The organism is Saccharothrix variisporea (assembly GCF_003634995.1).
GTDB classification, from domain to species: domain Bacteria; phylum Actinomycetota; class Actinomycetes; order Mycobacteriales; family Pseudonocardiaceae; genus Actinosynnema; species Actinosynnema variisporeum.
On record NZ_RBXR01000001.1, the window covers coordinates 6,175,759 to 6,201,996 of the forward strand.

General features: G+C 72.9%; 24 protein-coding genes. 14 read left to right on the forward strand and 10 right to left on the reverse strand.

What is annotated here, in order from left to right:
- Nucleotides 1-42: 42 nt before the first annotated feature.
- Together DFJ66_RS28150 and DFJ66_RS28155 are read left to right on the forward strand one after the other, a co-directional pair.
- Nucleotides 43-1,167, forward strand: coding sequence for a glycosyltransferase family 4 protein (locus tag DFJ66_RS28150; RefSeq protein WP_121225407.1), 1,125 nt, complete (start codon nt 43-45; stop codon nt 1,165-1,167).
- 20 nt (nt 1,168-1,187) lie between these two features.
- Entirely contained in the window at nt 1,188-2,045 is an 858-nt protein-coding gene (locus DFJ66_RS28155; RefSeq protein WP_121231853.1) for a glycosyltransferase family 2 protein, read from the forward strand.
- A gap of 685 nt (nt 2,046-2,730) precedes the next feature.
- On the opposite strand, the gene DFJ66_RS28160 is transcribed toward DFJ66_RS28155, so the two are convergent.
- Nucleotides 2,731-3,306 (reverse strand): hypothetical protein, encoded by a 576-nt coding sequence (locus DFJ66_RS28160; protein WP_121225409.1) that lies wholly within the window; start codon nt 3,304-3,306, stop codon nt 2,731-2,733.
- A 157-nt stretch (nt 3,307-3,463) separates the two neighbouring features.
- On the opposite strand from DFJ66_RS28160, the gene manB reads away from it, so the two are divergent.
- A complete protein-coding gene (gene manB / locus DFJ66_RS28165) occupies nt 3,464-4,543 on the forward strand; it encodes a mannose-1-phosphate guanylyltransferase (RefSeq protein WP_121225411.1) in 1,080 nt (359 codons plus the stop codon).
- The gene (locus DFJ66_RS28170) at nt 4,536-5,423 is read left to right on the forward strand and encodes a DNA-3-methyladenine glycosylase family protein (protein WP_121225413.1); all 888 of its coding nucleotides are present in this window, start codon (nt 4,536-4,538) and stop codon (nt 5,421-5,423) included. Before manB ends, DFJ66_RS28170 begins: the two co-directional genes overlap by 8 nt.
- Here the strand turns inward: DFJ66_RS28170 and DFJ66_RS28175 are convergent.
- From DFJ66_RS28175 to DFJ66_RS28190, 4 genes are all read right to left on the reverse strand, one after another.
- Nucleotides 5,408-5,950, reverse strand: coding sequence for an NUDIX hydrolase (locus DFJ66_RS28175; protein ID WP_121225415.1), 543 nt, complete (start codon nt 5,948-5,950; stop codon nt 5,408-5,410). The two genes, DFJ66_RS28170 and DFJ66_RS28175, sit on opposite strands and share 16 nt — an antisense overlap.
- Complete coding sequence (locus DFJ66_RS28180) at nt 5,947-7,362, reverse strand: coenzyme F420-0:L-glutamate ligase (protein ID WP_121225417.1); 1,416 nt, start codon at nt 7,360-7,362, stop codon at nt 5,947-5,949. Before DFJ66_RS28180 ends, DFJ66_RS28175 begins: the two co-directional genes overlap by 4 nt.
- On the reverse strand, nt 7,298-8,263 hold the full coding sequence (gene cofD, locus DFJ66_RS28185) for a 2-phospho-L-lactate transferase (protein ID WP_121225419.1): 966 nt from the start codon (nt 8,261-8,263) through the stop codon (nt 7,298-7,300). The genes DFJ66_RS28180 and cofD overlap by 65 nt, the downstream gene beginning before the upstream one ends.
- A gap of 71 nt (nt 8,264-8,334) precedes the next feature.
- The gene (locus tag DFJ66_RS28190) at nt 8,335-9,102 is read right to left on the reverse strand and encodes a site-2 protease family protein (protein WP_121225421.1); all 768 of its coding nucleotides are present in this window, start codon (nt 9,100-9,102) and stop codon (nt 8,335-8,337) included.
- Nucleotides 9,103-9,468: 366 nt separating this feature from the next.
- Between DFJ66_RS28190 and DFJ66_RS28195 the strand changes: the two genes are divergently transcribed.
- Nucleotides 9,469-9,777, forward strand: a complete 309-nt coding sequence (locus tag DFJ66_RS28195; protein ID WP_246029932.1) for a WhiB family transcriptional regulator — start codon at nt 9,469-9,471, stop codon at nt 9,775-9,777.
- A 63-nt stretch (nt 9,778-9,840) separates the two neighbouring features.
- Complete coding sequence (locus DFJ66_RS28200; RefSeq protein ID WP_121225423.1) at nt 9,841-13,104, forward strand: glycosyltransferase family 2 protein; 3,264 nt, start codon at nt 9,841-9,843, stop codon at nt 13,102-13,104.
- A 311-nt stretch (nt 13,105-13,415) separates the two neighbouring features.
- Here DFJ66_RS28200 and DFJ66_RS28205 read toward each other — a convergent pair whose 3' ends face one another.
- On the reverse strand, nt 13,416-13,862 hold the full coding sequence (locus tag DFJ66_RS28205; protein ID WP_121225425.1) for a metallopeptidase family protein: 447 nt from the start codon (nt 13,860-13,862) through the stop codon (nt 13,416-13,418).
- Between the two features lie 126 nt (nt 13,863-13,988).
- On the opposite strand from DFJ66_RS28205, the gene DFJ66_RS28210 reads away from it, so the two are divergent.
- From DFJ66_RS28210 to DFJ66_RS28235, 6 genes are all read left to right on the forward strand, one after another.
- Nucleotides 13,989-14,348, forward strand: a complete 360-nt coding sequence (locus DFJ66_RS28210; RefSeq protein ID WP_121225427.1) for a DUF3499 domain-containing protein — start codon at nt 13,989-13,991, stop codon at nt 14,346-14,348.
- Between the two features lie 111 nt (nt 14,349-14,459).
- Nucleotides 14,460-15,812: a phosphomannomutase/phosphoglucomutase gene (locus tag DFJ66_RS28215; RefSeq protein WP_121225429.1), complete on the forward strand. Its 1,353-nt coding sequence runs from the start codon at nt 14,460-14,462 to the stop codon at nt 15,810-15,812.
- 5 nt (nt 15,813-15,817) lie between these two features.
- On the forward strand, nt 15,818-16,015 hold the full coding sequence (locus tag DFJ66_RS28220; RefSeq protein ID WP_121225431.1) for a Trm112 family protein: 198 nt from the start codon (nt 15,818-15,820) through the stop codon (nt 16,013-16,015).
- A 4-nt stretch (nt 16,016-16,019) separates the two neighbouring features.
- Nucleotides 16,020-17,096 carry a phosphoheptose isomerase family protein gene (locus tag DFJ66_RS28225; protein ID WP_121225433.1) on the forward strand — a complete coding sequence of 359 codons (1,077 nt, stop codon included), beginning with the start codon at nt 16,020-16,022 and terminating at the stop codon, nt 17,094-17,096.
- 13 nt (nt 17,097-17,109) lie between these two features.
- The gene (gene manA / locus DFJ66_RS28230) at nt 17,110-18,318 is read left to right on the forward strand and encodes a mannose-6-phosphate isomerase, class I (RefSeq protein WP_121225435.1); all 1,209 of its coding nucleotides are present in this window, start codon (nt 17,110-17,112) and stop codon (nt 18,316-18,318) included.
- 65 nt (nt 18,319-18,383) lie between these two features.
- On the forward strand, nt 18,384-19,304 hold the full coding sequence (locus DFJ66_RS28235; RefSeq protein WP_121225438.1) for a cation diffusion facilitator family transporter: 921 nt from the start codon (nt 18,384-18,386) through the stop codon (nt 19,302-19,304).
- Here DFJ66_RS28235 and DFJ66_RS28240 read toward each other — a convergent pair.
- Together DFJ66_RS28240 and DFJ66_RS28245 are read right to left on the reverse strand one after the other, a co-directional pair.
- Nucleotides 19,262-21,382 carry a hypothetical protein gene (locus DFJ66_RS28240; protein ID WP_121225440.1) on the reverse strand — a complete coding sequence of 707 codons (2,121 nt, stop codon included), beginning with the start codon at nt 21,380-21,382 and terminating at the stop codon, nt 19,262-19,264. The genes DFJ66_RS28235 and DFJ66_RS28240 overlap by 43 nt on opposite strands.
- A gap of 11 nt (nt 21,383-21,393) precedes the next feature.
- On the reverse strand, nt 21,394-22,917 hold the full coding sequence (locus tag DFJ66_RS28245; RefSeq protein ID WP_121225442.1) for an amino acid permease: 1,524 nt from the start codon (nt 22,915-22,917) through the stop codon (nt 21,394-21,396).
- Nucleotides 22,918-23,033: 116 nt separating this feature from the next.
- On the opposite strand from DFJ66_RS28245, the gene DFJ66_RS28250 reads away from it, so the two are divergent.
- Nucleotides 23,034-24,317, forward strand: a complete 1,284-nt coding sequence (locus DFJ66_RS28250; protein ID WP_121225444.1) for a glutamate mutase L — start codon at nt 23,034-23,036, stop codon at nt 24,315-24,317.
- Here DFJ66_RS28250 and DFJ66_RS28255 read toward each other — a convergent pair.
- Both DFJ66_RS28255 and DFJ66_RS28260 read right to left on the reverse strand, forming a co-directional pair.
- Nucleotides 24,237-25,103: a Crp/Fnr family transcriptional regulator gene (locus DFJ66_RS28255; RefSeq protein WP_246029933.1), complete on the reverse strand. Its 867-nt coding sequence runs from the start codon at nt 25,101-25,103 to the stop codon at nt 24,237-24,239. The genes DFJ66_RS28250 and DFJ66_RS28255 overlap by 81 nt on opposite strands.
- Before the next feature lie 85 nt (nt 25,104-25,188).
- Nucleotides 25,189-25,875 (reverse strand): RNA polymerase sigma factor, encoded by a 687-nt coding sequence (locus tag DFJ66_RS28260; protein ID WP_121225446.1) that lies wholly within the window; start codon nt 25,873-25,875, stop codon nt 25,189-25,191.
- A 161-nt stretch (nt 25,876-26,036) separates the two neighbouring features.
- Between DFJ66_RS28260 and DFJ66_RS28265 the strand changes: the two genes are divergently transcribed.
- On the forward strand, nt 26,037-26,237 hold the full coding sequence (locus DFJ66_RS28265; RefSeq protein WP_121225448.1) for a hypothetical protein: 201 nt from the start codon (nt 26,037-26,039) through the stop codon (nt 26,235-26,237).
- Nucleotide 26,238 lies beyond the last annotated feature (1 nt).

The following is a 26,238-nucleotide window of genomic DNA, read 5'->3' on the forward strand; positions in this document are numbered from 1 at the left end:
GCCACACGTACTCTTCACCGCGTGCCTGCCGTCGAACCCAGCGTGCTGATCGACGCCACCGCCGTGCCCGCGGACCGGGGTGGTGTCGGCAGGTACGTGGATTCGCTGGTCGCGGCGCTGGACGCGGACGGCGCCAAGATCAGCGTGGTGTGCCAGCCGCGCGACGCCGAGCTGTACGGCCGGATCGCGCCGCACTCCCGCGTGATCGCCGCCGCCGACGCCGTCGCGACCCGCACCGCGCGCCTGACCTGGGAGCAGACCTCGTTGCCGCGCCTGGCTTCCCGGCTCGGCGTGGGGGTCGTGCACTCGCCGCACTACACCGTGCCGCTGGCCAACCGCGCCGCGTCCGTGGTCACCCTGCACGACGCCACCTTCTTCACCGACCCGGTCCTGCACTCGTCGGTCAAGGCCCGCTTCTTCCGCGCGTGGACCCGGGCGTCCCTGCGCCGGGCCGCGCTGTGCGTGGTGCCCAGCCGCGCCACCGCCGACGAGCTGACCCGCGTCGCCGGCGCCGACCGGCGGCTGCTGCACATCGCCCAGCACGGCGTGGACACCGAGCGGTTCCACCCGCCCACCCCCGAGGAGATCGCGGCCGTCCGGCGGACGCTGTCCCTCGGCGACGCGCCCTACGTGGCGTTCCTGGGCGCTCTGGAACCCCGCAAGAACGTGCCGGCGCTGATCCGGGGCTTCGCGCAGGCGTGCCGGGGCCGGGCGAACCCGCCGACGCTCGTGCTCGCCGGCCAACCCGGGTGGGACAGCCAGGTCGAACGGGCGCTGGACGCCGTCCCGCACCGCATCCGCGTGATCCGGGCCGGGTACCTGCCGTTCGGGCAGCTCGCCGGGTTCCTCGGCGGCGCCGACGTGGTCGCCTACCCGTCCCTGGGCGAGGGCTTCGGCCTGCCCGTGCTGGAGGCGATGGCGTGCGGCGCGGCCGTCCTGACCACCCGGCGGCTGAGCCTGCCCGAGGTCGGCGGCGACGCGGTCGCGTACTGCGGCGTCGGAGCAGGGGACATCGCGGCGGCCCTGGGCGACCTGCTCGACGACCCGGCCCGCCGAGCCGCGCTGTCCTCGGCGGCCCTGGTGCGCGCCAAGGACTTCACCTGGTCCACCTCGGCGGCCCGCCACCGCCTCGCGTACGAGAGGGCCTTCCGAACCCACCGCCGTTGACCGCCACTAGTGTGACCGGCGTGACGCGCTACGGAGACGGACTGGCGGTCGTGACCGTCACCTACTCACCCGGTGAGACCTTGGACACGTTCCTGTCCACCCTGAAGGACGCGACCACCCGTCCCGTGCGGGTCGTGCTGGCCGACAACGGGTCCACCGACGGCGTGCCCGAGCGCGCGGCGGCGGCGTCCGACGAGGTGACCTTCCTCCCGACCGGCGGGAACCTGGGCTACGGCGCGGCAGCCAACCGGGGCGTGGCGTCGCTGCCGGAGGAGTACGGGTGGGTGGTCGTCGCCAACCCGGACGTCTCCTGGGACGCGGGCTCCCTGGACGTGCTGCTGGAAGCCGCCAAGCGGTGGCCCAGGGGTGGCGCCTTCGGCCCGCTGATCCACGAGCCGAACGGCGAGGTGTACCCCTCGGCCCGGCAGCTGCCGTCGCTGGGGCGGGGGCTGGGGCACGCCGTGTTCGGCAAGGTGTGGCCGAGCAACCCGTGGACCCGGGAGTACCGGCAGGAGGACACCGCGGTGCGCGAGCGCCCGGCCGGGTGGCTGTCGGGATCCTGCCTGCTGCTGCGGCGGGAGGCCTTCGACTCGGTGGACGGGTTCGACCCCCGGTACTTCATGTACTTCGAGGACGTGGACCTGGGCGAACGGCTGGGCCGGGCGGGATGGCTGAACGTCTACGTGCCGGACGCGTCGGTGACCCACATCGGCGGGCACTCGACGTCCCGGATGTCCAACCGGATGCTGGCGGCGCACCACAGCAGCGCTTACCGGTACTTGTCGGACCGGCACCAGGGACCGCTGTGGGCGCCTTTGCGCTTGGCAGTCCGAACGGGCCTGGGCTTGCGCCTCCGTTTGGTGACCCGCCGTTCCTGACCAAACCAAAGCAACTCGGGCACGTTCAGCGTGCTTTTCGGCGCGCGCAGCGCGGTGTCGTGGTCCCAACCACAGGTGGAGGGCCTCGGTTCCCCCGCCGTATGGCCTGCCCGAAGGGCTACCACATTTTGGGTCGGGTGCAGCCGAAAGTTTTTGCGAGGAACGAGCAAAAAGTTTCGGCTGCACCCGGCCCAAAATGTGGTTGGCTCCGCCAGGCCATACGGCGGGGGAACCGACGCCCTTCACCCCCCGCTGGCGGCCTGCCGCGCGGCGAGCGCCGCTTTTCATCTTTCGAGCGCTTCGCGCGTACCAGCGCGAAGCGCGTTCGGCTTGAGAGCGAAGCGCGCTTCTAAAAGATCTTGAAAAGCGAAAGAGAAAAGAGCCTCGCCGGCGGGCAGGCCGCCAAGGATGGACACAAGAGAAAGGGCGGGGGCTTCTTGCTTGTGCCATCCCCGTATGGCCTGGCGGAGCCTACCACATTTTCCGGGGGTTGCCGCTAAAATTTTTGCTCGTTCCTCACAAAAATTTCGGCCGCAACCCCCGGAAAATGCGGTAGCCCTTCGGGCAGGCCATACGGGGATGACACAAGCAAGAAGCCCGGGCAGGGGGGTGCCGCGCGGCAGCCCACACGAAAAGCACGCGCTGCGCGCGAAAGCACGCGCTGCGGGCGAGGGAGTTGCGCTGATCAGCCGTTGAGGCGTTGGGACAAGCCCTGCGGGGGCTGGTCCTGGCCGCCGGAGAGGCGTTGGGACAGGGACGGCCGGGAGGTCGACACCTGCTGCACGGTCGGCACTGGGCCGGGGGCCACCCGCAACTCCGGTTCCGGCTCCGGCTGGGGTGCCGGCGGCTGCGGGGCGGGCTGGGGCTGCTGTGCCTGGTGCGGGTGCCCTGCGCCCGGCTGTCCTGCGCCTGGCTGTCCTGAGCCTGGCTGTCCTGACCCTGGCTGTCCTGGGCCCGGCTGTCCGCCTGCGGGCCGGCCGGCAGGCGGCTGGGTGGCGATCGGCTGGGTGTGCGGCGGGTTCTGCGGGGGGAAGGGCTGGGTCGGTGGGGTGCCGGGGTGGCCCGCCGCCGCCTGGGCCGACAGGATCATGGTCGACTCCGGGTCGACCATGCGCGGGTCGGCGGCGTTGACCATGGCTCTCGGGATCTGCTGGGTGGCCGACGAGTCCATCGGGCTCGTCATGTTGTCCGGGGTGACGACGTGGATGCCACGTGCGCGAGCACGGGCGAGCGCCGCGTCGGCCCGAGCGCGGGGGTCCATCCGGATCTCTCCTGCGTTTCCCTTGGGCCGGCTCGCGGGAGCCGGCGGTGCCGATCGGTGACGCTCCGCGACACGAGACCTGCGCCCGTGTCGTCAAGGTGCTCATGCCAGAGTATTCGCATCCACGAGCGGAAGTAAGCGGAGGAGGAAAAACGGCATGTCGGAGCTGCAAGGCGCCGAGGCGGTGGTTCTGGTCGGGGGCAAGGGGACCCGGCTGCGGCCACTGACGCTCTCCGCCCCCAAGCCCATGCTGCCCACGGCGGGGGTGCCGTTCCTCACGCACCTGCTGTCCCGCATCCGGGAGGTCGGCATCACGCACGTGGTGCTCGGCACGTCCTACAAGGCCGAGGTCTTCGAGGAGCACTTCGGGGACGGCTCGACGCTCGGGTTGGAGCTGGAGTACGTGGTCGAGGAGGTGCCGCTGGACACCGCCGGCGCCATCCGCAACGTCGCCCACCTGCTGCGCGAGCCCGACGTGATGGTGTTCAACGGTGACATCCTGTCCGGTGTGGACCTGCGTGGCGTGCTCGACACCCACCGCACCAACGCCGCCGACGTCACCCTGCACCTGGTCAAGGTCGAGGACCCGCGCCGGTTCGGGTGCGTGCCGACCGACGCCGAGGGCCGCGTGACGGCGTTCCTCGAGAAGACCGAGAACCCGCCGACCGACCAGATCAACGCCGGCTGCTACGTCTTCAAGCGCTCGGTGATCGAGGCCATCCCCGCCGGCCGGCCGGTGTCGGTGGAGCGGGAGACCTTCCCCGGGCTGCTGGAGTCCGGCGCGCGCCTCCAAGGCCACGTGGACACCTCCTACTGGCTGGACCTGGGTACGCCCGCCGCGTTCGTGCAGGGCTCGGCGGACCTGGTGCGCGGGGTCGCGCCGTCCGCCGCGCTGCCCGCCGCGCCCGGTGACGCGATCGTGCTCGCGGACGCGAAGGTCGACGACGGGGCTCGGTTGACCGGCGGCTCGACCGTGGGCGTCGGGTGCACGGTGGCGTCGGACGCCGTGGTCGACGGGTCCGTGCTGTTCGACGGCGCGGTGGTCGGCGAGGGCGCGGTGGTCGAGCGCAGCGTGATCGGCGCGAACGCCCTGGTGCAGGCCGGCGCGGTGGTCAAGGACGCCGTGATCGGTGACGGCGCGGTGGTCGGCGCCCGGTGCGAGCTCATCGGCGGCGCGCGGGTGTGGCCCGGGGTCGTGCTGCCCGAGGCAGGGGTGCGGTTTTCGACCGATGCGTAGGACGTGGCGGCCGGAGTTCCCGCTGGACGTGGGCGCCGTGCTCGGCCCCCTCCGGCGGGGACCCGGTGACGTCACGTTCCGCGCGGTCGGGGGCGTCTGGCTGACCGCGAACACCCCGGACGGGCCGGGCACCCTGCACGTCACGCGCTCCGACGCCGTCGAGGCGCAAGCGTTTGGCGACGGCGCGGAGTGGCTGCTGGACGGCCTGCCCGCGCTGCTGGGCGCGGAGGACGACGACTCGGCCTTCGAGTGCCACCACCCGCTGATCGCCGAGACCCGGCGCCGGTCGCCGGGCGTCCGGCTGGGGTCGACCCGGCGGGTGTGGGACTGCCTGCTGCCCGCCGTGCTGGAGCAGAAGGTCACCTCGACCGAGGCGCACCGGTCCTACAGCCAGTTGTGCCGCCGGTTCGGCACGCCCGCGCCGGGGCCGGTGACCGGGATGTTCGTGCCGCCGACGCCCCGGGCGGTCCTGTCGATCACCGACTGGGAGTGGCACAAGGCGGGCGTGGACGGGGCACGCAGGCGGGCGTTGATCGCTGCCGCCCAGGTCGCGCACCGGTTGGAAGGCGCGGCGGCGCTGGGTGGCGAGGCCGGTCGGGCGCTGCTGCGCAAGGTGCCCGGGATCGGCGTGTGGACGGCGGCCGAGGTGGCGCAGCGGGTGTGGGGCGACGCGGACGCGGTCAGCTTCGGCGACTTCCACCTCGCCGGCCTGGTCGGCTGGGCCCTGCTGGGCCGGCCGCTGGACGACGACGGCATGGCCGAGGTGCTGGCGCCCTACTCGCCCCAACGCCACCGGGCCGTCCGGTACGTCGAGTTGTCGGGCGCCCGCAAACCCCGCTTCGCCCCGCGCTTCTCGCCCCGCGACTACCGGGCGATCTGAGCCCGAGCCGCTTGGACCATCGGGTACAGGTCGTCCACGTTCGACGGCATGGCGTCCAGCGGCCACCACTGGAGGTCCACGGACTCCGCGCTGCGCACGGGCTGTGCGCCGACCGGAGCGCGCACCAGGAAGCGCACGTCGAAGTGCCGGGTGGGCACGCCGAGCGAGCACGTGATCGGGTGCACGTCCAGGTGGATCGGGGTCGGGTCGAGGCGCAGCCCCCGGATCCCGGACTCCTCCTCGGCCTCCCGCAGCGCCGCCCCGGCCAAGGTCGTGTCGGAGGGCTCGCAGTGCCCGCCCAGCTGCAACCACCGGCCCACGCGCGGGTGCAGCGTCAACAGGGTCCGCTCCCCGGTCGCGTCCAGGACCAGCGCGGACGCGGTGATGTGCCCCGGCTCGCAGGACCGCTGACAGGCGTCCGGCCGGGCGGCCAGGAAACCGAGGTAGGCCTGCCGCAGGGCCTCCTGTTCCCGCTGGGCGGGCCGCCAGGCGGTCAGCACCTCGACGGCATCGGCGTGCAGGCTCACAGCTCCAGGAACCCTTCCTCGACACCCCGCGGCGGGCGCGGCACCAGCGGCTCCTCCGGGTGGCCCACCGCCACGGCACCCAGCGGCTCCCACGTCTCCGGCAGGCCCAGGACGTCCCGGACCACGTCCGGGCAGAAGATCGTGGACGACACCCAGCACGACCCCAGGCCCTCGGCGGCCAGCGCCACCAGCAGCCCCTGCACGGCCGCGCCGCCGGCGATGGTGAACATCGTGTGCTCCGCCGCCGTCCGGGCCGCGTCCGGGTAGCTGTGCGCGCCCTCGGCCACCAGGAACGGCACCACGATCTCCGGGGCGGCCCGCAGGAAGTCGCCGCGCGCCACCCGCCGCTCGATCCGCTCCTCGGACCACCCGTCGGCCCGCAGGTCGGACTTCCAGCGCTCCAGCATGGCGTCCAGCAGAGCCACCCGGCGGTCCCGCAGGTGCACGAACCGGACCGGCCGCGTGTGGTGCGGCGCGGGAGCGGTCAGGGCCGCGCCCACCGCCCGCCGCAGCACGGCCGGGTCCACGGGGTCGGCCGTGAACGACCGCACGGACCGGCGCACCAGCACCGCCTCGGCCCGCCCCTGCGCCACCGCCTCCTCGACGCCCAGCCGGAACAGGTCGTCCTCGATCGGCCGCACCAGGTCCCGCGCCGACGACCCGTCGTCCGAAGGCGTCAACCCCCGCACGACGGCCACCGGCACCGCCCCGAGCTTGCCCTTCACCAGGTCCGCCGCGGCGGCGACCTCGTCGGCCACGGCCACCTCGGTCACCACCAGCTCGTTGCCCTGGGCGTCCACCGACCCGGCGTACCGGTGCAGCACGGCTAGCCCGGACGCCCCGATCGCCGCGTCGGTCTGCCCGACCCGCCACGCCCGGCCCATGGTGTCAGTGACCACGACGGCCACCTCGACGCCCAGCGTCGTCTTCAACGCCGCCCGCAGGGCCGCCGCCGACGCGTCCGGGTCCACCGGCAGCAACGCGATCTCGTCGCCGGCCACGTTCGAGGCGTCCACCCCGGAGGCGGCCTGCACGACGCCCAGCTTGTTCTCGGTGATCAGCGTCCGCCCGCGCCGGGCGATGACCCGCACGGCCTCCGCCTCCACGTAGGACCGGCGCACGGCGTCGCGCTGCTCGGGGTCGGTCGGCACGGGCACCAACCGACCCTCCACTTTGGACAGAACCTTGCTGGTCACCACGACCACGTCACCGGAGGACAGCCACGGCGCGGCCGACGCCAGCGCGCCGGCCAGGTCGTCGCCCGGTCGGAACTCCGGCAACCCGGTGACCGGCAGGACCGTGATCGCGCCGCCGGCCGCGTGGTCGGCGAACGGGGGCGTCGGTCGGTCAGCCAACGCCGACACCCGCCAGTTCCAGCGCCGCACGGGCCATCGCCGCCGTCGCGTCCACATCGGACATCAGCAGCGGCACCGCGCGCACCGCCACGCCCGGCACGTCGCACCGGTCGCCGGTGTGCACCAGCCACCCGTCCAGGACCCCGCCCTCGGTGGTCTTGCGCGAGCCGTAGAGCCGACCCACCGCCTCCGCCGAGGTCTCCACGCCGATCGCGGTCAGGCACGCGTCCGCCATCCCGCGCAGCGGCTTGCCGCCGATGATCGGCGACAGCCCGACCACGCCGGCGTCGGTCTTGCGCAGCGCGTCCCGGATGCCCGGCACGGCCAGGATCGTGCCGACGCTGACCACCGGGTTCGACGGGGCCAGCAGCACCGCGTCCGCCTCCAGGATCGCGTCCACCACGCCCGGCCCGGCGGTCGCGGTCTCCGCGCCGACCGACGCGAACGAGTGCGCCGGCAGTGACGCCCGGTGCTTGACCCACCACTCCTGGAAGTGGATCGCCCGGGTCTCGTCACCCTCCGACACCACCACGTGGGTCTCCACCCGGTCGTCGGACATCGGCAGCAGCCGCACGCCCGGCTGCCACCGGTGGCACAGCGCCTCCACCACGGCCGACAGGGGGTAGCCCGCGCGGAGCATCCGCGTGCGGACCAGGTGCGTGGCGATGTCCCGGTCGCCGAGGCCGAACCACGTCGGCTCCGCGCCGTACTTCGCCAGCTCCTCCTTGACCGTCCACGACTCGTCCGCCCGGCCCCAGCCGCGCTCGACGTCGATCCCACCGCCCAGGGTGTACATGCAGGTGTCCAGGTCGGGCGTGATCCGCAACCCGTGCATCCACACGTCGTCCCCGGTGTTCACCACCGCGGTGATCTCGTGCTCAGGAGCACTCAACAACGACTTGAGGCCGACGAGGAACCGAGCCCCGCCGACCCCTCCCACCAGTACGACGACCTTCACGGGACGCCATCCTCCCACCGGCCCCGAACCGGGCCGCCGCCGCCCGTCCCGGCGCCGGCCGGCTCAGTGGCTCAGCGCCAGAACATGAACGTGCCCTGCCCCAGCCCGGCCCACAGCTCCTCGCCGCCGACCAGTCCGAACACCGCGTAGGACAGCCGGAAGAAGATCGCCGCCACCGCCGGGAACGCCAGCAGCACCGCGAACAGCACCAGCGGCGCCCACGGCCGCGCCTTCGCCCCGAACTGCTGTGCCTGGTAGGACATCCACGGCTCGATCACGCCCCACCCGTCCAGGCCGGGCACCGGCAGGATGTTCAGCACGAACGCCAGCACCTGGAGCAGCGCCAGGTACGACAGCGCGGCGGACAGCCCCACCGGCGGTTCGAACAGCAGCACCGACAGGCTCAGCAGCGCGCCGAGCACCAGGTTGCTCAGCGGTCCGGCCAGCGACACGAGCGACTCGACGCGCTTGTTCCGCAAGGCGTGGTGGTTGATCCACACCGCGCCGCCGGGCAGCGGGATGCCGCCGAACGCCAGCAGCACCAGCGGCAGCACGAGGGACATGATCGGGTCGGTGTAGTGGCGGATGTCCAGGGTCAGGTAACCGCGTGCTTTCACGGCGTAGTCGCCGCCGCGGTAGGCGACCACGGCGTGCCCGAACTCGTGCAGGCACAGGGAAACCGCCCACCCGCCGAGCACGAACAACACGGTGCCCGCGATCACCACCGGGTCGTCGAACGTGCGGGCCTGGTCGCCCAACGAGGTCATCACGGCGCCTGCCACCGTGATCGCGAGGAGGCCGAGGAACAGTGGACTGGGTCGCACCGCTGATCGCTTCACCCCACCAGTGTGGCCTTCCCGGCGAGGGGCCCTGATCGCGACCTGCACCCAGACCGCTCCGAAGCCGCCTCTCGCTTGCCCCCGCGCCCGGAACGTGCCGCCCCGCTTGCTCGCCGCACCCGCGTGCACGCAGCGGCTCGTTCGGCCGTTCGGGCCGCGCTGGTCGCTGGGTGTGCCGTGCGAATCACCGTCTGTGCTGCCAGTCAAGGTTTTCGCCGCCGATCGCGCGAATATCCCCCGTCCTGTGGACTCGGCTTGACCGGGTGTTGTGACACAGGTGTAATCACATCGGTGTCATTCGTCGTTGTGGGGACGGCGAGTGGTGTCCGCCAACCGGGGAGAGCGGAAGGCGAGGAGGCGGACGGTATGCGGGAATTCGACGGGGGTCGCAACGTGGACGGGGACGCGCCGGCGCGGGAGTCGGTGGTGTTCACGGAACTCTTCGACGCGACCGACGAGCAGGACTGGCAGGAGCGCGCCCTGTGCGCGCAGACCGACCCGGAGGCGTTCTTCCCCGAGAAGGGCGGCTCGACGCGCGAGGCCAAGCGGATCTGCCTGGGCTGCGAGGTGCGCTCCGAGTGCCTGGAGTACGCGCTGCAGCACGACGAGCGCTTCGGGATCTGGGGCGGGTTGTCCGAACGGGAGCGGAGGAAGCTCAAGAAGCGCGCCGTGTGATCGTTCCGGCGCGCTCTGCCCTACCGTGTCGCCCACGGGTTGTCGGACGGACGGGAGCGGCACTTGACGAGCGGCGCCACTCCACGGCTGCGCACCGTGCCCGTGCTGGCCGTGCTGGTGTGCCACGACGGCGACCAGTGGCTGGGCACGGCCCTGTCCGCGCTGCGCCGCCAGCGCCCCCGGCCCCGGCACGTGATCGCCGTGGACACCGGGTCCCTGGACCGGACTTCGAAGATCCTCGCCGAGGCGGCGGAAGGTCCCGATCGGGTGATCGACGGGGTGCTGACCCTGTCCCGCGGCACGGGCTTCGCCGAAGCGGTGCACGCGGCCGTCGACCACGCCGTCGGGCGCTGGGGTGACCCGGGTGCCTGGCTGTGGCTGCTGCACGACGACTGCGCGCCGGACCCGGACTGCCTGTCCCTGCTGCTGACCGCCGCCGAGGTGTCGCCCTCGGCCGCCGTGCTGGGGCCGTTGAGCCTGGACTGGGCCGACCCCCGGCTGGTGGTCGAGGCCGGGCTGTCCACGGACGCGTCCGGGCACCGGCAGACCGGCATCGGCGGCGTGGAGTTCGCGGGGGCGTTCCAGCAGAGCACCGAGGCGCTGGCGGTGTCGTCGGCGGGTTCGCTGATCCGGCGCTCGGTGTGGGAGTCGCTCGGCGGCTACGACCGCAAGCTGCCGCTGCTGCGCGACGACATCGACTTCGGGTGGCGCGCCAACCGCGCCGGGCACCTGGTGCTGTCGGTCCCCGTGGCGCGGATGCGGCACGTGCGCGCGATGTCGCGCGGGATGCGCAAGCTCGACGCGGCCGTGGCCCGTCCCGGTCCCTCGCTGCGCGGGATCGACCGGGCGCACGGGCTGCGGACGTTCCTGGCCAACTGCGGGTCCCTCGCGTTCTTCCTCGGCGTGCCCCGGCTGGCGGTGCTCGGCGTGCTGCGGGCGTTGGGTTTTGTCCTGGTGCGGAGGTTTTCCGACGCGCACGCCGAGCTGGGCGCGGTCGGGTACGTCCTGGGTGGACGGGCGGGGCTGCGCGCGGCGCGGGCGGCGCGTCCGGCGAAGGGCGTGGTGCGCGGGCTGTTCACGACGCGGATCACCAGGCTGCGCAACGCGATCCGCGGCGCGTCGGCCTACCTGATCCGGCGGCGCGTCGAGGCGGACGCGGCGCTGGGCCGCCTGCCCGAGGACGACGTGCGGCCGGTCGCGTGGTCGCCACCGTCCGAAGTGGAGCGTCGGGTGGTCGGCCCGGCGGCGCTGCCCGCGGGCGTGCTGTCGCGGCGGCGACCGGTCCGGGTGACCGGCGGGTTGCGGCGGCCGGCCACGACCGTGCCGGTGGAGGCGCCGCTGCGGGGCTCGCTGCGCCCGTCGCCGCGCCCGCGTCCCTCGCCGGTGCCGCGCGGCGGGTCGGTGGTGTTCGTCGAGGTGGACCGGACGCGGATGCTGTGGTCGCTGGTCCTGGGTCCGCCGCTGGTGCTCGTGCTGGGGTTGGTGGTCTTCGGGATCCTCGCCAACGCGACGCGCATCGGGCTGGACCTGTCCGGCGGCCGGCTGCTGCCGGTGCCGTCGCTCGCGGAGGTGTGGTCGGGGTACCTGGCGGCGTGGCACCCGGTGGCCGGCGGGACGTCCGCGCCCGCGCCGGCGGCACTGGCCGTGCTGGGGACGCTGGGCGTGCTGGTCGGCCCGAGCGCGGCGGTGGCGGTCCTGCTGATCGGCAACGCGCCGCTGGCCGGGCTGTCGGCGTACCTGGCCACGCGGCGGCTGCCCGTGCGGCGGCCGGTGCGGGCGGTGGTGGCGGCGGCGTACGCGCTGGTGCCGGCGGCCACGTCGGCGGTGAGCCAGGGCCGGCTGGACGTCGTGGTCGTGCACGTCCTGCTTCCGGTGGTGTTCGCCGGGGTGGTCGCGGTGCTGCGGGGCGGGTCGGGGCCGTCGTGGCTGCCCGTGGCGTCCGGGACGGCGCTGGGGTTGGCGGTCCTGGGCGCGTTCTCGCCGTTGGTGCACGCGCTGGTGGCCGTGGGGGCGTTGGTCGGGTTCGTGGCGGTGCCGGGGCGGTTGGGTGACGGGCGGCGGCGGGTGGCCGGGCTGTTCATCGTCGTGCTGCTGCCGATGGCCCTGCTCATGCCGTGGCCGGCGGTGGTGTTGCAGAACCCGTCGGTCGTGCTGCACGGGGTGGGGGCGTTCCTGCCGAACGACCCGGTCGGTGTGGTGGACCTGCTGACCCTGCGGCCCGGTGGACCGGGCGCGGTGCCGTTCGTGGGCGGGTTGGTGGTGCTGTTCGCGCTGGCCGCCCTGCTGTTCCGGTACTCCCGGCGGATGCTGCCCGGCCTGGTGGTGGTCGTCGGGGCCGGGCTGGCGGTCGTCGTGCTGCGGACGGTCGTCGTGACGCCCGTGGTCGGCGGCCCGGCCGTGCGGGGGTGGACCGGCGCGCCCCTGGTGGTGATGTCGTGGGGCCTGCTGTGGGTGGTCCTCGCGGCGTGCCGGCGCGACGCCCGTCCGGTGCCCTTCGTCCGCGTGCTCGCGGTGGGCGGCGTCGTGGCGGTCGGGGTGCTGGCGTGCTCCGGGTTCGTCGGGATGCGCTCCGGTCCGTTGACGGCGTCCGGCGCGCACCTGCCGTCGACCGTGGAGCAGGAGTTGCCGAGGACCGGGCGGTCGGTGCTGGTCCTGGGCACGCCGACGCGGCAGGTGGCCGGGCGGATGCCCTCCTTCGGCGACGACGACCTGGTCCCGGTGCCCGGCGCGACCACCCGCCTGGACCGGTGGCACCGCGACCTGGTTGGCGGCGACCCGAAGGCGGCCCGCGCGGCACTCGCCCAGGCGGCGGCGTCGGGCGTGGCGTTCGTGGTGACCGAGGACCGGGCGTCCGGTCAGCGGATGCGGGACGCTTTGGGCGACCTGGTGGCCGTGGCGCCGCCCATGTCGGACGGGCGTCCCGTGTACCGGGTGCAGTTGGCGGCCGGCAACGCGGTCCTGCTGTCGCCTGAGCTGGCTCGGCGAGCACGGACCGGCGGCACCCCGCCGGACTCGCTGGGGGTCCCCGGCATCGCTCCGGTCGAGTCGGCACCGCCCGAGGTGGGTGTGAAGGTGTCGGAAGGGCCGGAGGGGCGGTTGCTGGTGATTGCGGCGGAGGAGGAGCCCGGCTGGTCGGCCACCGTCGACGGCAAGGCCGTGGCCGTCGTGCGGGCGTGGGGGCACCTGGTTGGTGTGCCGGTGCCGGCTACGGCGTCGGAGGTGCGGATCGAGGCTTCCAGCACCCTGCGTGAGCTGTTGCTGCTGGTCCAGGCCGCCGCCGCGCTGTTCACGGTGCTGACCGCGATCCCGTCCCGTCGACGCCTTTGACCGCTTCCAAGCGCTGAAGCGCTTCGCTCTCAAGATCAAAAGCTAAAAGCGGGCGCTCGCCGCTGGGCAGGCCCCCGGGGGTGGAAGGGCGTCGGTTTCTTTCCCCGTCCGGCCTGCCGGAGGCAACCACCCTTGGCCCGTTTCCGCAACCGGAAAAGCTGGTTGCGGAAACGGGCCAAGCGCGGTTGGGCTGCGCCCAGGCCGGACGGGGAAAGAAACCGAGGCCCTTCCCGTGGGCTTGGCAGCACGGCGAAAGCGTGGCGCCCTTCGGGCGTGCGCCTGCGGGGCGAAAGGGTGTCTGCGGTTGGCGGTTATTCGCCGTCGATGACGTCCGGGTCCAGGCCGAGGTAGTTGGCGACCTGCTCCACCAGCACGTCGTGCACCAGGTCGGCCAGGTCCGCCCCGTCCTTCGCGCGGGCCTCCAAGGGGCGCCGGTAGAGCACGATCCGCGCCCTCCGGTCCGCCCCGGCCGGGAGCAGGCGGGCCAGGGGCACGTTGCCGTCCTCGACCACGTCGCCGTCGTCGGAGGCCGCCTGCACGTCCGGCACGTCGTCGACCGCCACGTCGAGTTGGGTCAGCTCGATGCGCCAGCGGGCCTCGATGGGTTCCAGGGCCTCCAGGACCAGGGCGTCGAAGCGCTCCGCCCGGCTGCGGGCCGCGGGGAGGGTGGCCGGGTACAGCGGACCGCGCAGGCCGCGGCCGTGGCGGTCGCGCCTGCGGCGGCTCTGCGGGCCGTGTCGTCGCGAACCCCTGGCCATCACCACGTCGTACAGGTTAGTTGCCCGCACCGACAGGGCCGCCGTCGACCTGCAAACTTGGCCAAGTCCCCGACGCGCTGAGGGCAATCCACCACACCTGCGCCCGGACGCGATATCGTCCCCGCCGTGCGGAGCGTGAGACGGTGCTCGCGAACCGGGTGCGCGAACCCGGCAGTCGCCACGCTCACGTACGCCTACGCGGACTCGACCGCGGTCGTCGGACCGCTGGCCACCTACTCCGAGCCGCACAGCTACGACCTCTGCGAAGAGCACGCCCTGCGCCTCACCGCGCCGCGCGGCTGGGAGGTCGTCCGGCACCAGGGGCAGTTCGTCGCCCCCGAACCCACCGTGGACGACCTGACGGCGCTCGCCGAGGCCGTGCGCGAAGCGGGTCGCGCGGACCGGCCGGTGGAGGCGCCCGAGGTGCCCGCGGGCACGATCCGGCGTGGTCACCTGCGGGTTCTGCCCGACCCGAACGAAGACTGACGTTCCACCTCACGAAGACCTCACGCAGACCGCCGGACCCGACACGACCGTGACGGCCGCGCCGGTAGGCTTCGGCACGCCCACGTCAAGAGCCGAACCGGGAGTGTGGCTGTGCGCGATCTGTCCGCCATCGTCAAGGCCTACGACATCCGCGGTGTCGTCGGCGAACAGCTTGACGCGGACGTCGTCCGCGAGTTCGGCGCCGCGTTCGCGCGGCTGGTCGGCGGGCCCGCAGTGGTCATCGGCCACGACATGCGCGAGTCCTCGCCCGGCCTGGCCGCCGCCTTCGCGCAGGGCGTGACCGCGCAGGGCGTCGACGTCGTCAGCATCGGTCTGGCCAGCACGGACATGCTCTACTTCGCCTCCGGCAAGCTCGACCTGCCCGGCGCGATGTTCACCGCCAGCCACAACCCGGCCAAGTACAACGGCATCAAGCTGTGCCGCGCGGGCGCCGCGCCGGTCGGCCAGGACACCGGCCTGGCGCAGATCCGCGCCGACGTCGAGCAGGGCGTGGCGGACGCCGAGGGCGTGACCCCGGGCACCGTGTCCGAGCGGGACATGCTCACCGAGTACGCCGCCTACCTGCGGGAACTGGTCGACCTGTCGTCGTCCCGGCCGCTGAAGATCGTCGTGGACGCGGGCAACGGCATGGGCGGCCACACCGTGCCGAAGGTGTTCGAGGGCCTGCCCATCGAGGTCGTCCCGATGTACTTCGAGCTGGACGGCAGCTTCCCCAACCACGAGGCCAACCCGCTGGACCCGAAGAACATCGTCGACCTCCAGGCCCGGGTCAAGGAGGAGGGCGCGGACGCCGGTGTCGCGTTCGACGGCGACGCGGACCGCTGCTTCGTGGTGGACGAGCGCGGCGAGCCGGTGTCCCCGAGCGCCATCACCGCGCTGGTCGCGGTGCGCGAGCTGGCCAAGGACCCGGGCGGCACGATCATCCACAACCTGATCACCTCGCACGCGGTCCCCGAGATCGTCCGCGAGCACGGCGGCACGCCCGTCCGCACCCGCGTCGGCCACTCCTTCATCAAGGAGGAGATGGCGAAGACCGGCGCGATCTTCGGCGGCGAGCACTCCGCCCACTACTACTTCCGCGACTTCTGGCGGGCCGACACCGGCATGCTGGCCGCGCTGCACGTGCTGGCCGCCCTCGGTGAGCAGGACGGCCCGCTGTCCGCCCTGACCAGCGACTACGAGCGGTACGCCGCCTCCGGTGAGATCAACTCGACGGTGGACGACCAGGCGGGCAGGCTGGCGGCCATCAAGGCCGAGTTCGGCGGCCGCGAGGGCGTCACGCTGGACGAGCTGGACGGTCTCACGGTCAGCCTGCCCGACGGCTCGTGGTTCAACCTGCGCGCCTCCAACACCGAGCCGCTGCTGCGGCTCAACGTCGAAGCCGCCGACGCGGCCTCCGTCGCCGCCCTGCGCGACGAGGTCCTGGCGATCGTGAGGGGATGACAGCCGTGGCCGTCCAACTCGACCCCCAGCTGCTGGAGATCCTGGCGTGCCCGTGCCCCGAGCACGCGCCGCTCACGCCGGGCACCGCCGCCGACCCGCAGGCCGACTTCCTGACCTGCACCTCCTGCGGCCGGTCGTTCCCGGTCCGGGAGGGGATCCCGGTGCTGCTGCTCGACGAGGCTGTCGAGCCGTCGGCGGGGTGATCGGGTGCTCGACGACAGCCTCCTCGACGACCAGGCCCGGCTCGCCGACGTCGACACGAGCGGCCTGCTGAGGGCCGCCGCGCGGGCGGGCGCGCAGGTCCGGGCCACCGCGGAGGCGGCGGAGGAGTTGGGCGTGCGGCGGGTGTTCGCCGAACGCCCGCGCGCCCTCGTGCTGGTGACCCGGCCCGGCGTGGCACCCGCGGTGGCCAAGCTGGTGACCGCCCTGCTCGGGCCGGCGTGCCCGGTGCCGGTCGTGGTGTCCGACGACGTGCCGACGTGGGTGGGCGCGCTGGACGTGGTGCTCGCACACACCGAGGACCCCGGTGACGTCGTGCTGGCCGAGGCCGTCGACCGGGCCGGTCGGCGTGGCGCGCGGGTGCTGCTCACCGCCGAGCCGGACGGGCCCGTGGCCGCGTCGGCGGCGGGTCAGGCGCTGCTCGTCCCGCCGCGCGTGCCCGTGCCGCAGGGGTTCGGGTTCGCGCGGGCGTTCGGCGCGTGGGTGGTGGCGCTCAACGCGCTCAAGCTGCTGAACGTGGACATCCAGCTGGTGGCCGACGAGCTGGACCGCGAGGCCGAGCGCGACCACCCGATGCACGAGTCGTTCGTCAACCCGGCCAAGTCGCTCGCGCTGCGCGTCGCCGACCGCACCCCGCTGCTGTGGGGCCTGGACGAGCCGGCGACGGCCGTCGCGGCGCACGGCGCGGGCGTGCTGGCCTGCTACGCGGGCCTGGTCAGCGACGTGGCGGGCTATCCTCAGGCGCTGACCAGGTCGGTGCTGCACCGCCGGGCCGTGCACGGCACGTCCGGCGCGGACATCTTCGCCGACCCGGACGACGAGTCCGAGGGCCTGGTGCGGGTGCTGTTGCTGGCCGTGCGCCAGGGCCGGGCCGCCGAGATCGCGCGGCGGTCCGCGCAGGACACCTTGCCGGGAGCCGACGTGCTCGAGCCGGCCGAGGAAGTGACCGGCGGCGACGCGGTGTGCTCCGCGCTGCTCGCCCTGCGGTTCGAACTGGCCGCGCTGTACCTCGGGCTCGCGGCGGGGACGCTGGGTGGCCCGGGGCTGTACGCGCCGGCCGTGTGAGGGGATTGTCGCTGTGGAACTGCTGCACAACGCGGTGCGGGCGTACGCGTGGGGTTCGCGTACCGCCATCGCCGAGCTGCTCGGGAGGGAGGTGCCCGCGCCGCACCCGGAGGCCGAGCTGTGGATGGGAGCCCACCCCGGCGACCCGTCCCGCGTCCTGCGTCCCGAGGGTGAGCGTTCGCTGCTCGACCTGCTCGCCGACGACCCGGACGGCCAGCTCGGGCCGCGCTGCGCGCAGCGGTGGGGCAGCCGGCTGCCGTTCCTGCTCAAGGTGCTGGCGGCCGACGAGCCGCTGAGCCTGCAGGCGCACCCGTCCGCCGAGCAGGCCGCGCTGGGGTTCGCGCTGGAGGAGAAGTCCGGCGTGCCGATCGAGTCGTCGGTGCGCAACTACAAGGACCCGTCGGCCAAGCCGGAGCTGATCTGCGCGCTGACCGAGTTCCACGCGCTGGCCGGGTTCCGGGCGCCGGAGCGGACCGTGGCGCTGCTGCGGTCGCTGGAGGCGCCCGACCTCACCCCGTACACCGAGCTGCTGGCCGCGCAGCCGGACGAGAACGGGCTGCGCGCCCTGTTCACCACGCTCATCACCCTGCCGCAGCCCGCGCTGGACGCCCTGCTGCCGCAGGTGCTGGACGCGTGCGTGCTGCACGTGAAGGAGCGCGGCGAGTTCGACCTGGAGTGCCGCACGATCCTGGAGCTGGGCGAGGCCTACCCCGGCGACGCGGGCGTGCTGGCCGCGATGCTGCTCAACCGGCTGGTGCTCCAGCCCGGCGAGGCCATCCACCTGCCCGCCGGCAACCTGCACGCCTACCTGCACGGCACCGGCGTGGAGATCCTGGCGAACTCGGACAACGTGCTGCGCTGCGGCCTGACCCCCAAGCACGTGGACGTGCCCGAGCTGATGCGGGTGCTGGACTTCACGTGCGGCGACATGACGGTGCTGGCGGGCGAGGCGACCCAGCCCGGGGTGTGGACCTACCGGACGCCCAGCCCGGAGTTCGAGCTGTCCCGGCTCGAGCTCGACGCGGGCGGCGAGACCCGGGTCAACCACCACGGCCCGCAGATCCTGCTGGTCACGCACGGTCGGGCGCGGTTGTCGTGCGGCGGCCAGGCGGTCGAGCTCGGCCGCGGCCAGTCGGTGTGGGTGCCCGCGTCGGACCCGGCGGTGGTCGTCACGGCGGACGAGCCGACCAGGCTTTTCCGGGCCACCGCGGGCAACGATTAAGGTCGACGCACTAGGGTCGTCGGGGCAACACCGGCAAACCGGACGTTCGGGCTGAGGGAGCAACCGTGTCAGCAGGAGGCGGTACCAAGGCGATCATCGCCGCGTTGGTGGCCAACGCCGGGATCGCGCTGGCGAAGTTCGTCGGCTTCCTGATCACGGGATCGTCGTCGATGCTGGCCGAGGCGGTGCACTCGGTGGCCGACACCTCCAACCAGGGCCTGCTGCTGCTGGGCCAGAAGACGTCCCAGCGCAAGGCCACCCTCAACCACCCGTTCGGCTTCGGCCGCGACCGGTACTTCTACTCGTTCGTGGTGGCCCTGCTGCTGTTCAGCCTGGGCGCGGTGTTCGCGCTCTACGAGGGCATCCACAAGCTGGAGGCCCACGAGCCGCTGTCGTCGCCGTGGGTCGCGGTCGGCATCCTGGTGGTCGCGATCGCCCTGGAGAGCTACAGCTTCAAGACCGCGATCGGCGAGTCGAAGCTGATCAAGGGCGACGCCACGTGGTGGGGGTTCATCCGCCAGTCGAAGGTGCCCGAACTGCCGGTCGTGCTCCTGGAGGACGCCGGCGCCCTGTTCGGCCTGGTCCTGGCCCTGCTCGGCGTGGGCCTGTCGACGCTGACCGGCGACCCGGTGTGGGACGCCATCGGCACCATCTGCATCGGCGTGCTGCTGGGCGTCATCGCGGTGATCCTGATCATCGAGATGAAGTCCCTGCTCATCGGCGAGGGTGCCGCGCCCGCGGAGCTCGACGTGATCGTGGACGAGCTCGCGGCCGGCAAGGTCCAGCGGGTCATCCACATCCGCACCCAGTACCTGGGCCCGGAGGAGCTGCTGGTGGCGGCCAAGATCGCCCTCAACCCGGGCATGACGGTGGCGGAGGTCGCGGAAGCCATCGACGCGGCGGAACTGCGCGTCCGCAACAAGGTCCCGGCGGCCCGGTTGATCTACCTGGAGCCCGATCTGGACCGGTCGCTGACCAAGTCGTAGAGGTCGGTGCGGCCGAGGGCGACCAGCTGCTTCGCGGCGTGTTCGTCCCCCCGGCGGGTCCGGTCTTCGAGTTCTTCCACCTGGCCGCGTTCCACGAGGAGCGCGGCCAGCTCCTTTTGGGCGGGTTCCAGCCCGAGGTCGGCCATCGCCCGAAGCTTGGCGACGTTCCCCGCCCCGGCCAGCCGCTTGGCCACCCACTCGGACGGCCAGTTCTCCGACGCCCTGCACAGCTCCACCGCCTCACCCCACCGGCCGTCGTCGGCCAGCAGGTCGGCGAGCACCAGTGGGAGCCGGGACACCTGCCGGCCACCGAAGTCCGACTCGTCGCTCGCGATGCGGTCGCGCACCAGCTCGATCGCCTCCGCCCGCCGCCCGCACTCGCCCAGCGCACGGGCGAGCACCTCGACCCCGGCGTCGGTCGCCGGAGCGAGCTGCCGCGCCCGGCGCTCCTCACCGGCTTCGACCAGCAGCACCAGCAACTCCTGTGAGGGGACCAGGTCGAGACCGCGGAGCCGGTCGACCTCGGCCAGACCTTCCTCCACCCGACCCGCGGCGAGTTCCCGCTCGGCGAGCCGCATCACCGCTTCGAACGACCCGGTCGCGGCCAGTCGGCGCAGCACCGCGGTGTTGCCCGCCGCGGCCAGTCGGTCGGCGATCCAGCGCTCGACCCAGGGTTCGGAGGTCCCCCGCACGACATCCAGTGCCTCGGCCCACCGGCCGGCGTCGGCAAGCCTGGTGGCGAGCCGCCGGCGACCCATCACCCCCTTCAACGGCGTGATGTCGTCGGGGAGCCCCTCGTCCACGACCCTGTGCCGGATGCGCGGTTCGAGGTCCACCAGGCGGTGGTCCACGAGCAGTTGCCACAACTTGCTGTCCGGCTGCTTGCGGGTCGCCGCCGAGCGGTACAGGGCTTCGCCGTGGTGGTAGCGGAGGCGGTGGAAGGCGGCGCGGCTGAGGCGGAACTGGTCTTCCGGGTCGGTGGTGTGGGTGACCAGGGCGTCCCACAGCGAGATCGGGGTCAGCGCCCAGCGGCGGGTGGTGCGGGTGTGTTGGTCCAGGTAGTCGTGGGTCTCGTAGCCGTCCGCCGGGCCGACGCCGGGGGACAGGCGCTTGGGCAGCAGGGCCGCGATGCCGGTGCGGTCCTGGGCCGCCACCGCGAGGCCGCGCTCGAACCAGTCCTCCGGGGCGCCCACGCGGTCCTCGTCGGCCAGGTAGCCGGGGGCGGCGTCGGCGAGGAAAGCACTGGTGAGCAGGGACCGGTGGCCCAGGCGGCGAGCGTCCAGAGCCGCGGTGACGATGGCGGTCGCGTAGCGGTCGTCGGCGGTGTCCGGCTGTTCGTAGCACTCGACCAGCGCCGGGCCGCCGGACATGGTCTGGATGACCTTCCCGTCCGCCGAAGCCGCCACCGCACGCCGCAGCCTGGGGTCGTCGGAGGTGCGGGCGGCGGCCACCAGGTCCGGGCTGAACGCCGCCGCCACCCGCACCCGGGACACCCGATGCTGCAACAGGTTCCGCACGTGGGACGGCTCCGCCACGAACCTGGCCCAGTACTCCGGCCACAGCGTCCCCAGCACCACGACCGGGCCGGGACCCTCCAGCAGCCCCCGCAATCCGGAAGCCGCTTCCTCGGTCAGGTGGTTCTGGGTTTCGTTCAGCCACAGCACGGTCCGGGGTCCGACCCCGGCACGCAGCACCGCGAGCAGGTCTTCAGCGGTGCGGGGGTACACCACGGGCCAGTCGGGGAAGTGCCGCAACACGGCCTCGTACAGCGCCCGCGTCTTGCCGGTGGACGACTCGCCGGTCAACACAGCCATCACCGGTCCCGCCAAGCCACCTAACAGCGCGTCCAACTCGTCGTCGTGCGCACGCCGCACGTAAGGCGGCAAATCAGGCAAACGGCCCGCACCCACCGTGATCGCCGGATGGACGTCCAAGTCGAACGGATGCCAAGCAGCGATCACACGCGCGGTGGGCGCGGGCCGTCCCGAAGAACCCACGTAGACGTCTCCGGTGATGGTGCCCGCCTGGACGACCGTGGTCGCCGGGCCGGACACCTCGTTGCGCACCGGATCGGTCACGGGAACCGAAGCTACGGCACCTCGTCCGGCTTCACCACGGGTACGGCGGTCGCCCCGTGGGCCTTGCCCAGCAGCGAGTGCCGCCGGCTGTAGGCGAAGTACACGACCACACCGATCACCATCCACACCAGGAACCGCACCCACGTCAACGCGGTCAGGTTCAGCATCAGCCACAGGCACGCCAGGATCGCCAGCACCGGCACCACCGGCACCAAAGGCACGCGGAAGCCGCGCGGCAGGTCCGGGCGGGTCTTGCGGAGCACCAGCACGCCGGCCGACACCAGCACGAACGCGAACAGCGTGCCGACGTTGACCATCTCCTCCAGCTTGCCCGCCGGGAAGAAGCCCGCCGCGATCGCGACCAGCACGCCGATGATCACGGTGATCCGGTACGGCGTCCCGTGCTTGCCCGTGCGCGCCAACCCGCGCGGCATCAGGCCGTCACGCGACATGGCGAACAGCACGCGCGACTGGCCCAGCATGAGCACCATCACGACCGTGGTCAGGCCGGCCAGCGCCCCGACGGAGATCACCGTCGCCGCCCAGTCGACCCCGTTCTCCGCGAACGCCGTGGCCAGCGTGGCGCGCGACCCGTCCGGCTGGGTCTTCAGCCGGTCGTAGGGCAGCATGCCGGTGATCACCAGCGACACCGCCACGTACAGCACGGTCACGATCGCCAACGACCCCAGGATGCCCCGCGGCACGGCCTTCTGCGGGTTGCGGGTCTCCTCCGCAGTCGTCGCGACCACGTCGAAGCCGATGAACGCGAAGAACACCAGCGACGCCGCCGCGAGCAGCCCCAGCACCCCGTACGTGCTGCCTTCGAAGCCGGTGACCAGCGAGAACAGCGACTGCTCCAGGCCGGTCGCGGTCGTGCCGCCGGTCTGCGCGGGCGGGATGTACGGGCTGTAGTTCGCGGCCTTGATGTAGCCGATACCCAGCACGATCACCAGCAGCACCACGGCGACCTTCACCGCCGTGATCACCGCGCTGACCCGCGACGACAGCTTGGTGCCGACCACCAGCAGCACGGTCAGCACGCCGACCAGCAGCAGCGAGCCCCAGTCGACCTCGAACCCACCCAGGTCCGCGGTCGTCTTCAGGTCCAGCCCGAGCTGCCCGAGCACGGTCTGGAGGTACAGCGACCAGCCCTTCGCCACGGCCGCCGCGCCGACCGCGAACTCCAGGACGAGGTCCCACCCGATGATCCACGCGGCGAACTCGCCGAAGGTGGCGTACGAGAACGTGTACGCACTGCCGGCGACCGGCACGGTGGACGCGAACTCCGCGTAGCACAGCGCCGCCAGCGCGCAGGCGACGGCGGCGAGCACGAAGGCCAACGACACCGACGGCCCGGCGAGGTTGCCCGCCGTGGACGCGGTGAGGGTGAAGATGCCCGCGCCGATGACGACGGCGACGCCGAAGACCGTGAGGTCCCACGCGGTGAGGTCCTTGCGGAGCTTGGTGTCCGGCTCGTCGGTGTCGGCGATCGACTGTTCGATCGACTTGGTGCGCCAAAGCCCGTTCCCCGGCACGGTGCTTCTCCTCCTCGTCGAGGGTTGTGTCCTGACGTCGGGCCAGCCTAGAGGCCCGCCGCCCGCGAGGGCCGCGTCGGCTTGTCACGCCATCGGACACCGGTAGCTTTCCCCACATGACCGTGCTCTGCCTGGACGTGGGCTCGACGTGGACCAAGGGCGCGCTGGTGTCCGCGACCGGCGAGCTGCTGGGGACGGCCCAGCGGCCGACGTCGCCGCCGGAGGTACTGGACGGGATCGCCGAGGTCTCCGCCGAGCTGGGCGGCGCGGACGAGGTGCTGGCGTGCTCGTCGGCGGGCGGTGGGCTGCGGCTGGCCGTCGTGGGGCAGGAGCGCCTGGTCAGCGCCGAGGCCGGGTACCGGGTGGCGTTGTCGGCGGGTGCCCGGGTGGTGCACGTCTCGGCGGGCCTGCTCGACGGTGCCGGCCTGCGGGCGTTGCGGGCGGCGGAACCGGACCTGGTCCTGCTGGTCGGCGGCACGGACGGCGGCGACCGGTCGGTGCTGCTGCACAACGCGAACCGCATCGGCCGCAACCGCCTGGCGTGCCCGGTCGTGCTGGCCGGCAACGCGGACGCCCGCGCCGAGGCCCTGGAGCTGCTCGCCGGCCGCACGGTGGTGGCCGCCGACAACGTCCTGCCCGACGTGGGCGAACTGGCCCCCGCCGGCGCTCGTGCCGCCATCCGGGACGTGTTCCTGCGGCACGTGATCGGCGGCAAGGGCCTGTCCCGGGGTCCCCGGTTCCGGCGCATGGTCCGCGCCGTGACCCCGGACGCGGTCCTGAAGGGCGTGTCCCGCCTGGCCACACAGGACAGTGAGGGCGCGGTCCTCGTGGTCGATGTGGGCGGTGCCACAACCGACGTCTACTCCGCAGTGTCCACAGTAGACACTTCCAGCCGCACGGTCGCCCTACCCCCCGATCGCCGCACCGTGGAAGGCGACCTGGGCATGCGCTGGTCCGCCCCGGGCGTGGTGTCCGAGGCCGTAACCGAAAAGCTCATCGACAAAACCGAAGCGGCCCACCTCCAGTCGGAGGCCGACCGCCGCGCCACCGACGTCCGCTACCTCGCCGACGACCCGACCGTCGACCTCCGCCTGGCCGCCCTCGCCGCAGTCCTGGCCGTCCGCCGCCACCTCCGCCTGGTGGACGGCCAACTAGGCCCCCAGGGCGCCGGCCGCCTGGTCCTGTCCGGCGGCGTCTTCCGCCACGCCCCGGACCTGTCCGAAGTGGACCGAACCCTGCACGAGGACCCCGTCCTGCGCCCCATCCTCAAGAACGCGACCATCACCGTCGACCGCGCCTACGTCCTCGCGCCCGCCGGCCTACTCACCGACACCGGCCGCGTGGAGGCTGCCGATCACCTCCTCTCCTACCTGGATCGACCGCGTGGTGGCGGTGGGTAGACCGGCGAACGCCCGCAGCGCGGCCAGGTCGGGCACCAGCACGTCGCGGCGCAGGTGGCTCACCACGACGCCTGCCTTGCGCAGGTCGCTGAACGCCTTCTCCGCCGTCCGTGGCTTCATCCCGGCGATGGAGGCGAGTTCCACCTTGGTCAGGGGGATGCCGAGCGTCCACCCGACCTGCTCCTCCCGGCCGTAGGTGAGGACCAACTCGGCGAGCACCCTGGCCACCCGCTCCGCCGCGGGGCGGGAGAGGAAGTCGCGCCGCCGGTCGTTCGCCCAGCGCAGACGTTCGTTCAGCAGGGTGATCAGCGCGATGAAGGCGTCGTTGCGCCGGTGCAGGAACACCATCAACTCTGTGCTGGTGATCAGCTTCGCGATGACATCACCGCAGGTGACGACCGTGGCCGAGCGCGGCTTGCGATCCAGTGCCGCCATCTCGCCGACGAGGTCGCCCGGGCCCCGGACCCCGAGCAGGGCGGTGTCCCCGGTCTCGTCGGTGATCTGGACCTTCACGATCCCGTCGAGCAGCAGGAGGGCGTGATCGTCCGTGGCGCCCTGCTGGACCACGACCCGGTCCGCCGGGTACCGCACGACGGTGCCGACGCTCAGCAGTTCGTCCCTCGTGAACGTGCGCAGGCGGCCGAGCAGGCTTTGCGTCGGCCACACGGGTTGCGGTGGATCGGCGGTCGGCACCTGCACGCCGAGCAGAGGTGGAGCGGGCCGCGGCAGCCTGCTGACCCGGTCGACCACCCCGTCCACCACGGCCTTCGGTGTGCGTCCGCGCAAGGTGCGGGAATCGACGGTGCCGAACGAAGACCCTTCGATGAGCCTCGTGGCGGTTGCCGCGTCTACCGAGATCGGTTCGGTCGGCTCAGACATCTCCACCCCCTGTCCCGAACGAGTCCGCGCCGTTCCTCCGGAGCCGTTCCAACACGCCTTTGACCGTGCCGTGGCTGGTGTCGAGCAACTCCGCGATCTCGCCGACCGCGTAGCCCGCGTCGCGGAGGAAGACGGCGGTCCGCGCCCGTTCGTCCCGAATGCCCGACAGGGCCCGCTTCACCTCGATGCGCGAGATCACCACGTCGTCCACGGCGGGATGAGTGGACGGGGTCTCAGTCAGTTGCTCGGCGGAGACCAGGCGGGCTGCCTCGGTCGTGCGGCGGGTGAACTCCGTCCGCCACTTTCGGTACTGGTTGGGGAAGGCCAGCACGCAAGCGTTGGCGAAGTACGACTTGAGGCTCGCGCCCCCATCAGGGGTCCAACCACCGCTGAGCAGCGCCTTGCGGCGGAACTGCTCGATCGCCTTCACGACCGTGTCGCTGGCCAGACCGACCAAGTCCTCGTAGTCCCAGTACGGTGGTGGTTCGCCCACCGACCAGCCCTGCTCCGCGCACTTCGCGAAGATGGCGCCCGACTTGATCCAGGCGATGACCACCGCGTACCCGTACTCGGCGAGCGTGGCCGCGAACCGGTTCCACAGGGGGCCCGCGCAATCCTCGGCGACCAGGGCGTCGCGGAGGTCGACGTCTGCCTGCCGGCGTTCGTCCGTGTCTGCCACCTCGGCACTCCTCCTTGCCCTTCCCCGACGCAAGGTTCTACGTCGGGGTCGAGCGTCGACGGCACGGCCGGACACTGCTCCGACCGGGTGGTGCCGTCCACGTCCACGGCCGACGTACAAGCCTTACGTCGTAGTCGGAGCACCCATCTCGGAGCCGCGAAGTGAGTGAGACACGTCCTCCCCTGGTCAGCACGCGCACGGCCGTCGTCCTGGTCCTGGGACTGCTCTGCGGCACCGCCGCCGGAGTGCTGACCTACCTCGCCGGTGACAACACCGCCGCCGCCGTCCTCGCCGGTCTGGCGGCAAGTGGTGCGGCGGTGGCCTTCTTCCACGCTCACGTCGGGCACGACGATCGCGGCTGAG

Bases quoted from the DNA above. Each gene is read 5' to 3' on its own strand.
- DFJ66_RS28195 (WP_246029932.1), top strand. From the start codon at position 9,469: ATGCGGGAATTCGACGGGGGTCGCAACGTGGACGGGGACGCGCCGGCG.
- DFJ66_RS28170 (WP_121225413.1), top strand. From the start codon at position 4,536: ATGCGTAGGACGTGGCGGCCGGAGTTCCCGCTGGACGTGGGCGCCGTG.
- DFJ66_RS28250 (WP_121225444.1), top strand. From the start codon at position 23,034: ATGACCGTGCTCTGCCTGGACGTGGGCTCGACGTGGACCAAGGGCGCG.
- DFJ66_RS28180 (WP_121225417.1), bottom strand. From the start codon at position 7,362: ATGTGGACGCGACGGCGGCGATGGCCCGTGCGGCGCTGGAACTGGCGG.
- DFJ66_RS28205 (WP_121225425.1), bottom strand. From the start codon at position 13,862: ATGGCCAGGGGTTCGCGACGACACGGCCCGCAGAGCCGCCGCAGGCGC.
- DFJ66_RS28160 (WP_121225409.1), bottom strand. From the start codon at position 3,306: ATGGACCCCCGCGCTCGGGCCGACGCGGCGCTCGCCCGTGCTCGCGCA.
- manB (WP_121225411.1), top strand. From the start codon at position 3,464: ATGTCGGAGCTGCAAGGCGCCGAGGCGGTGGTTCTGGTCGGGGGCAAG.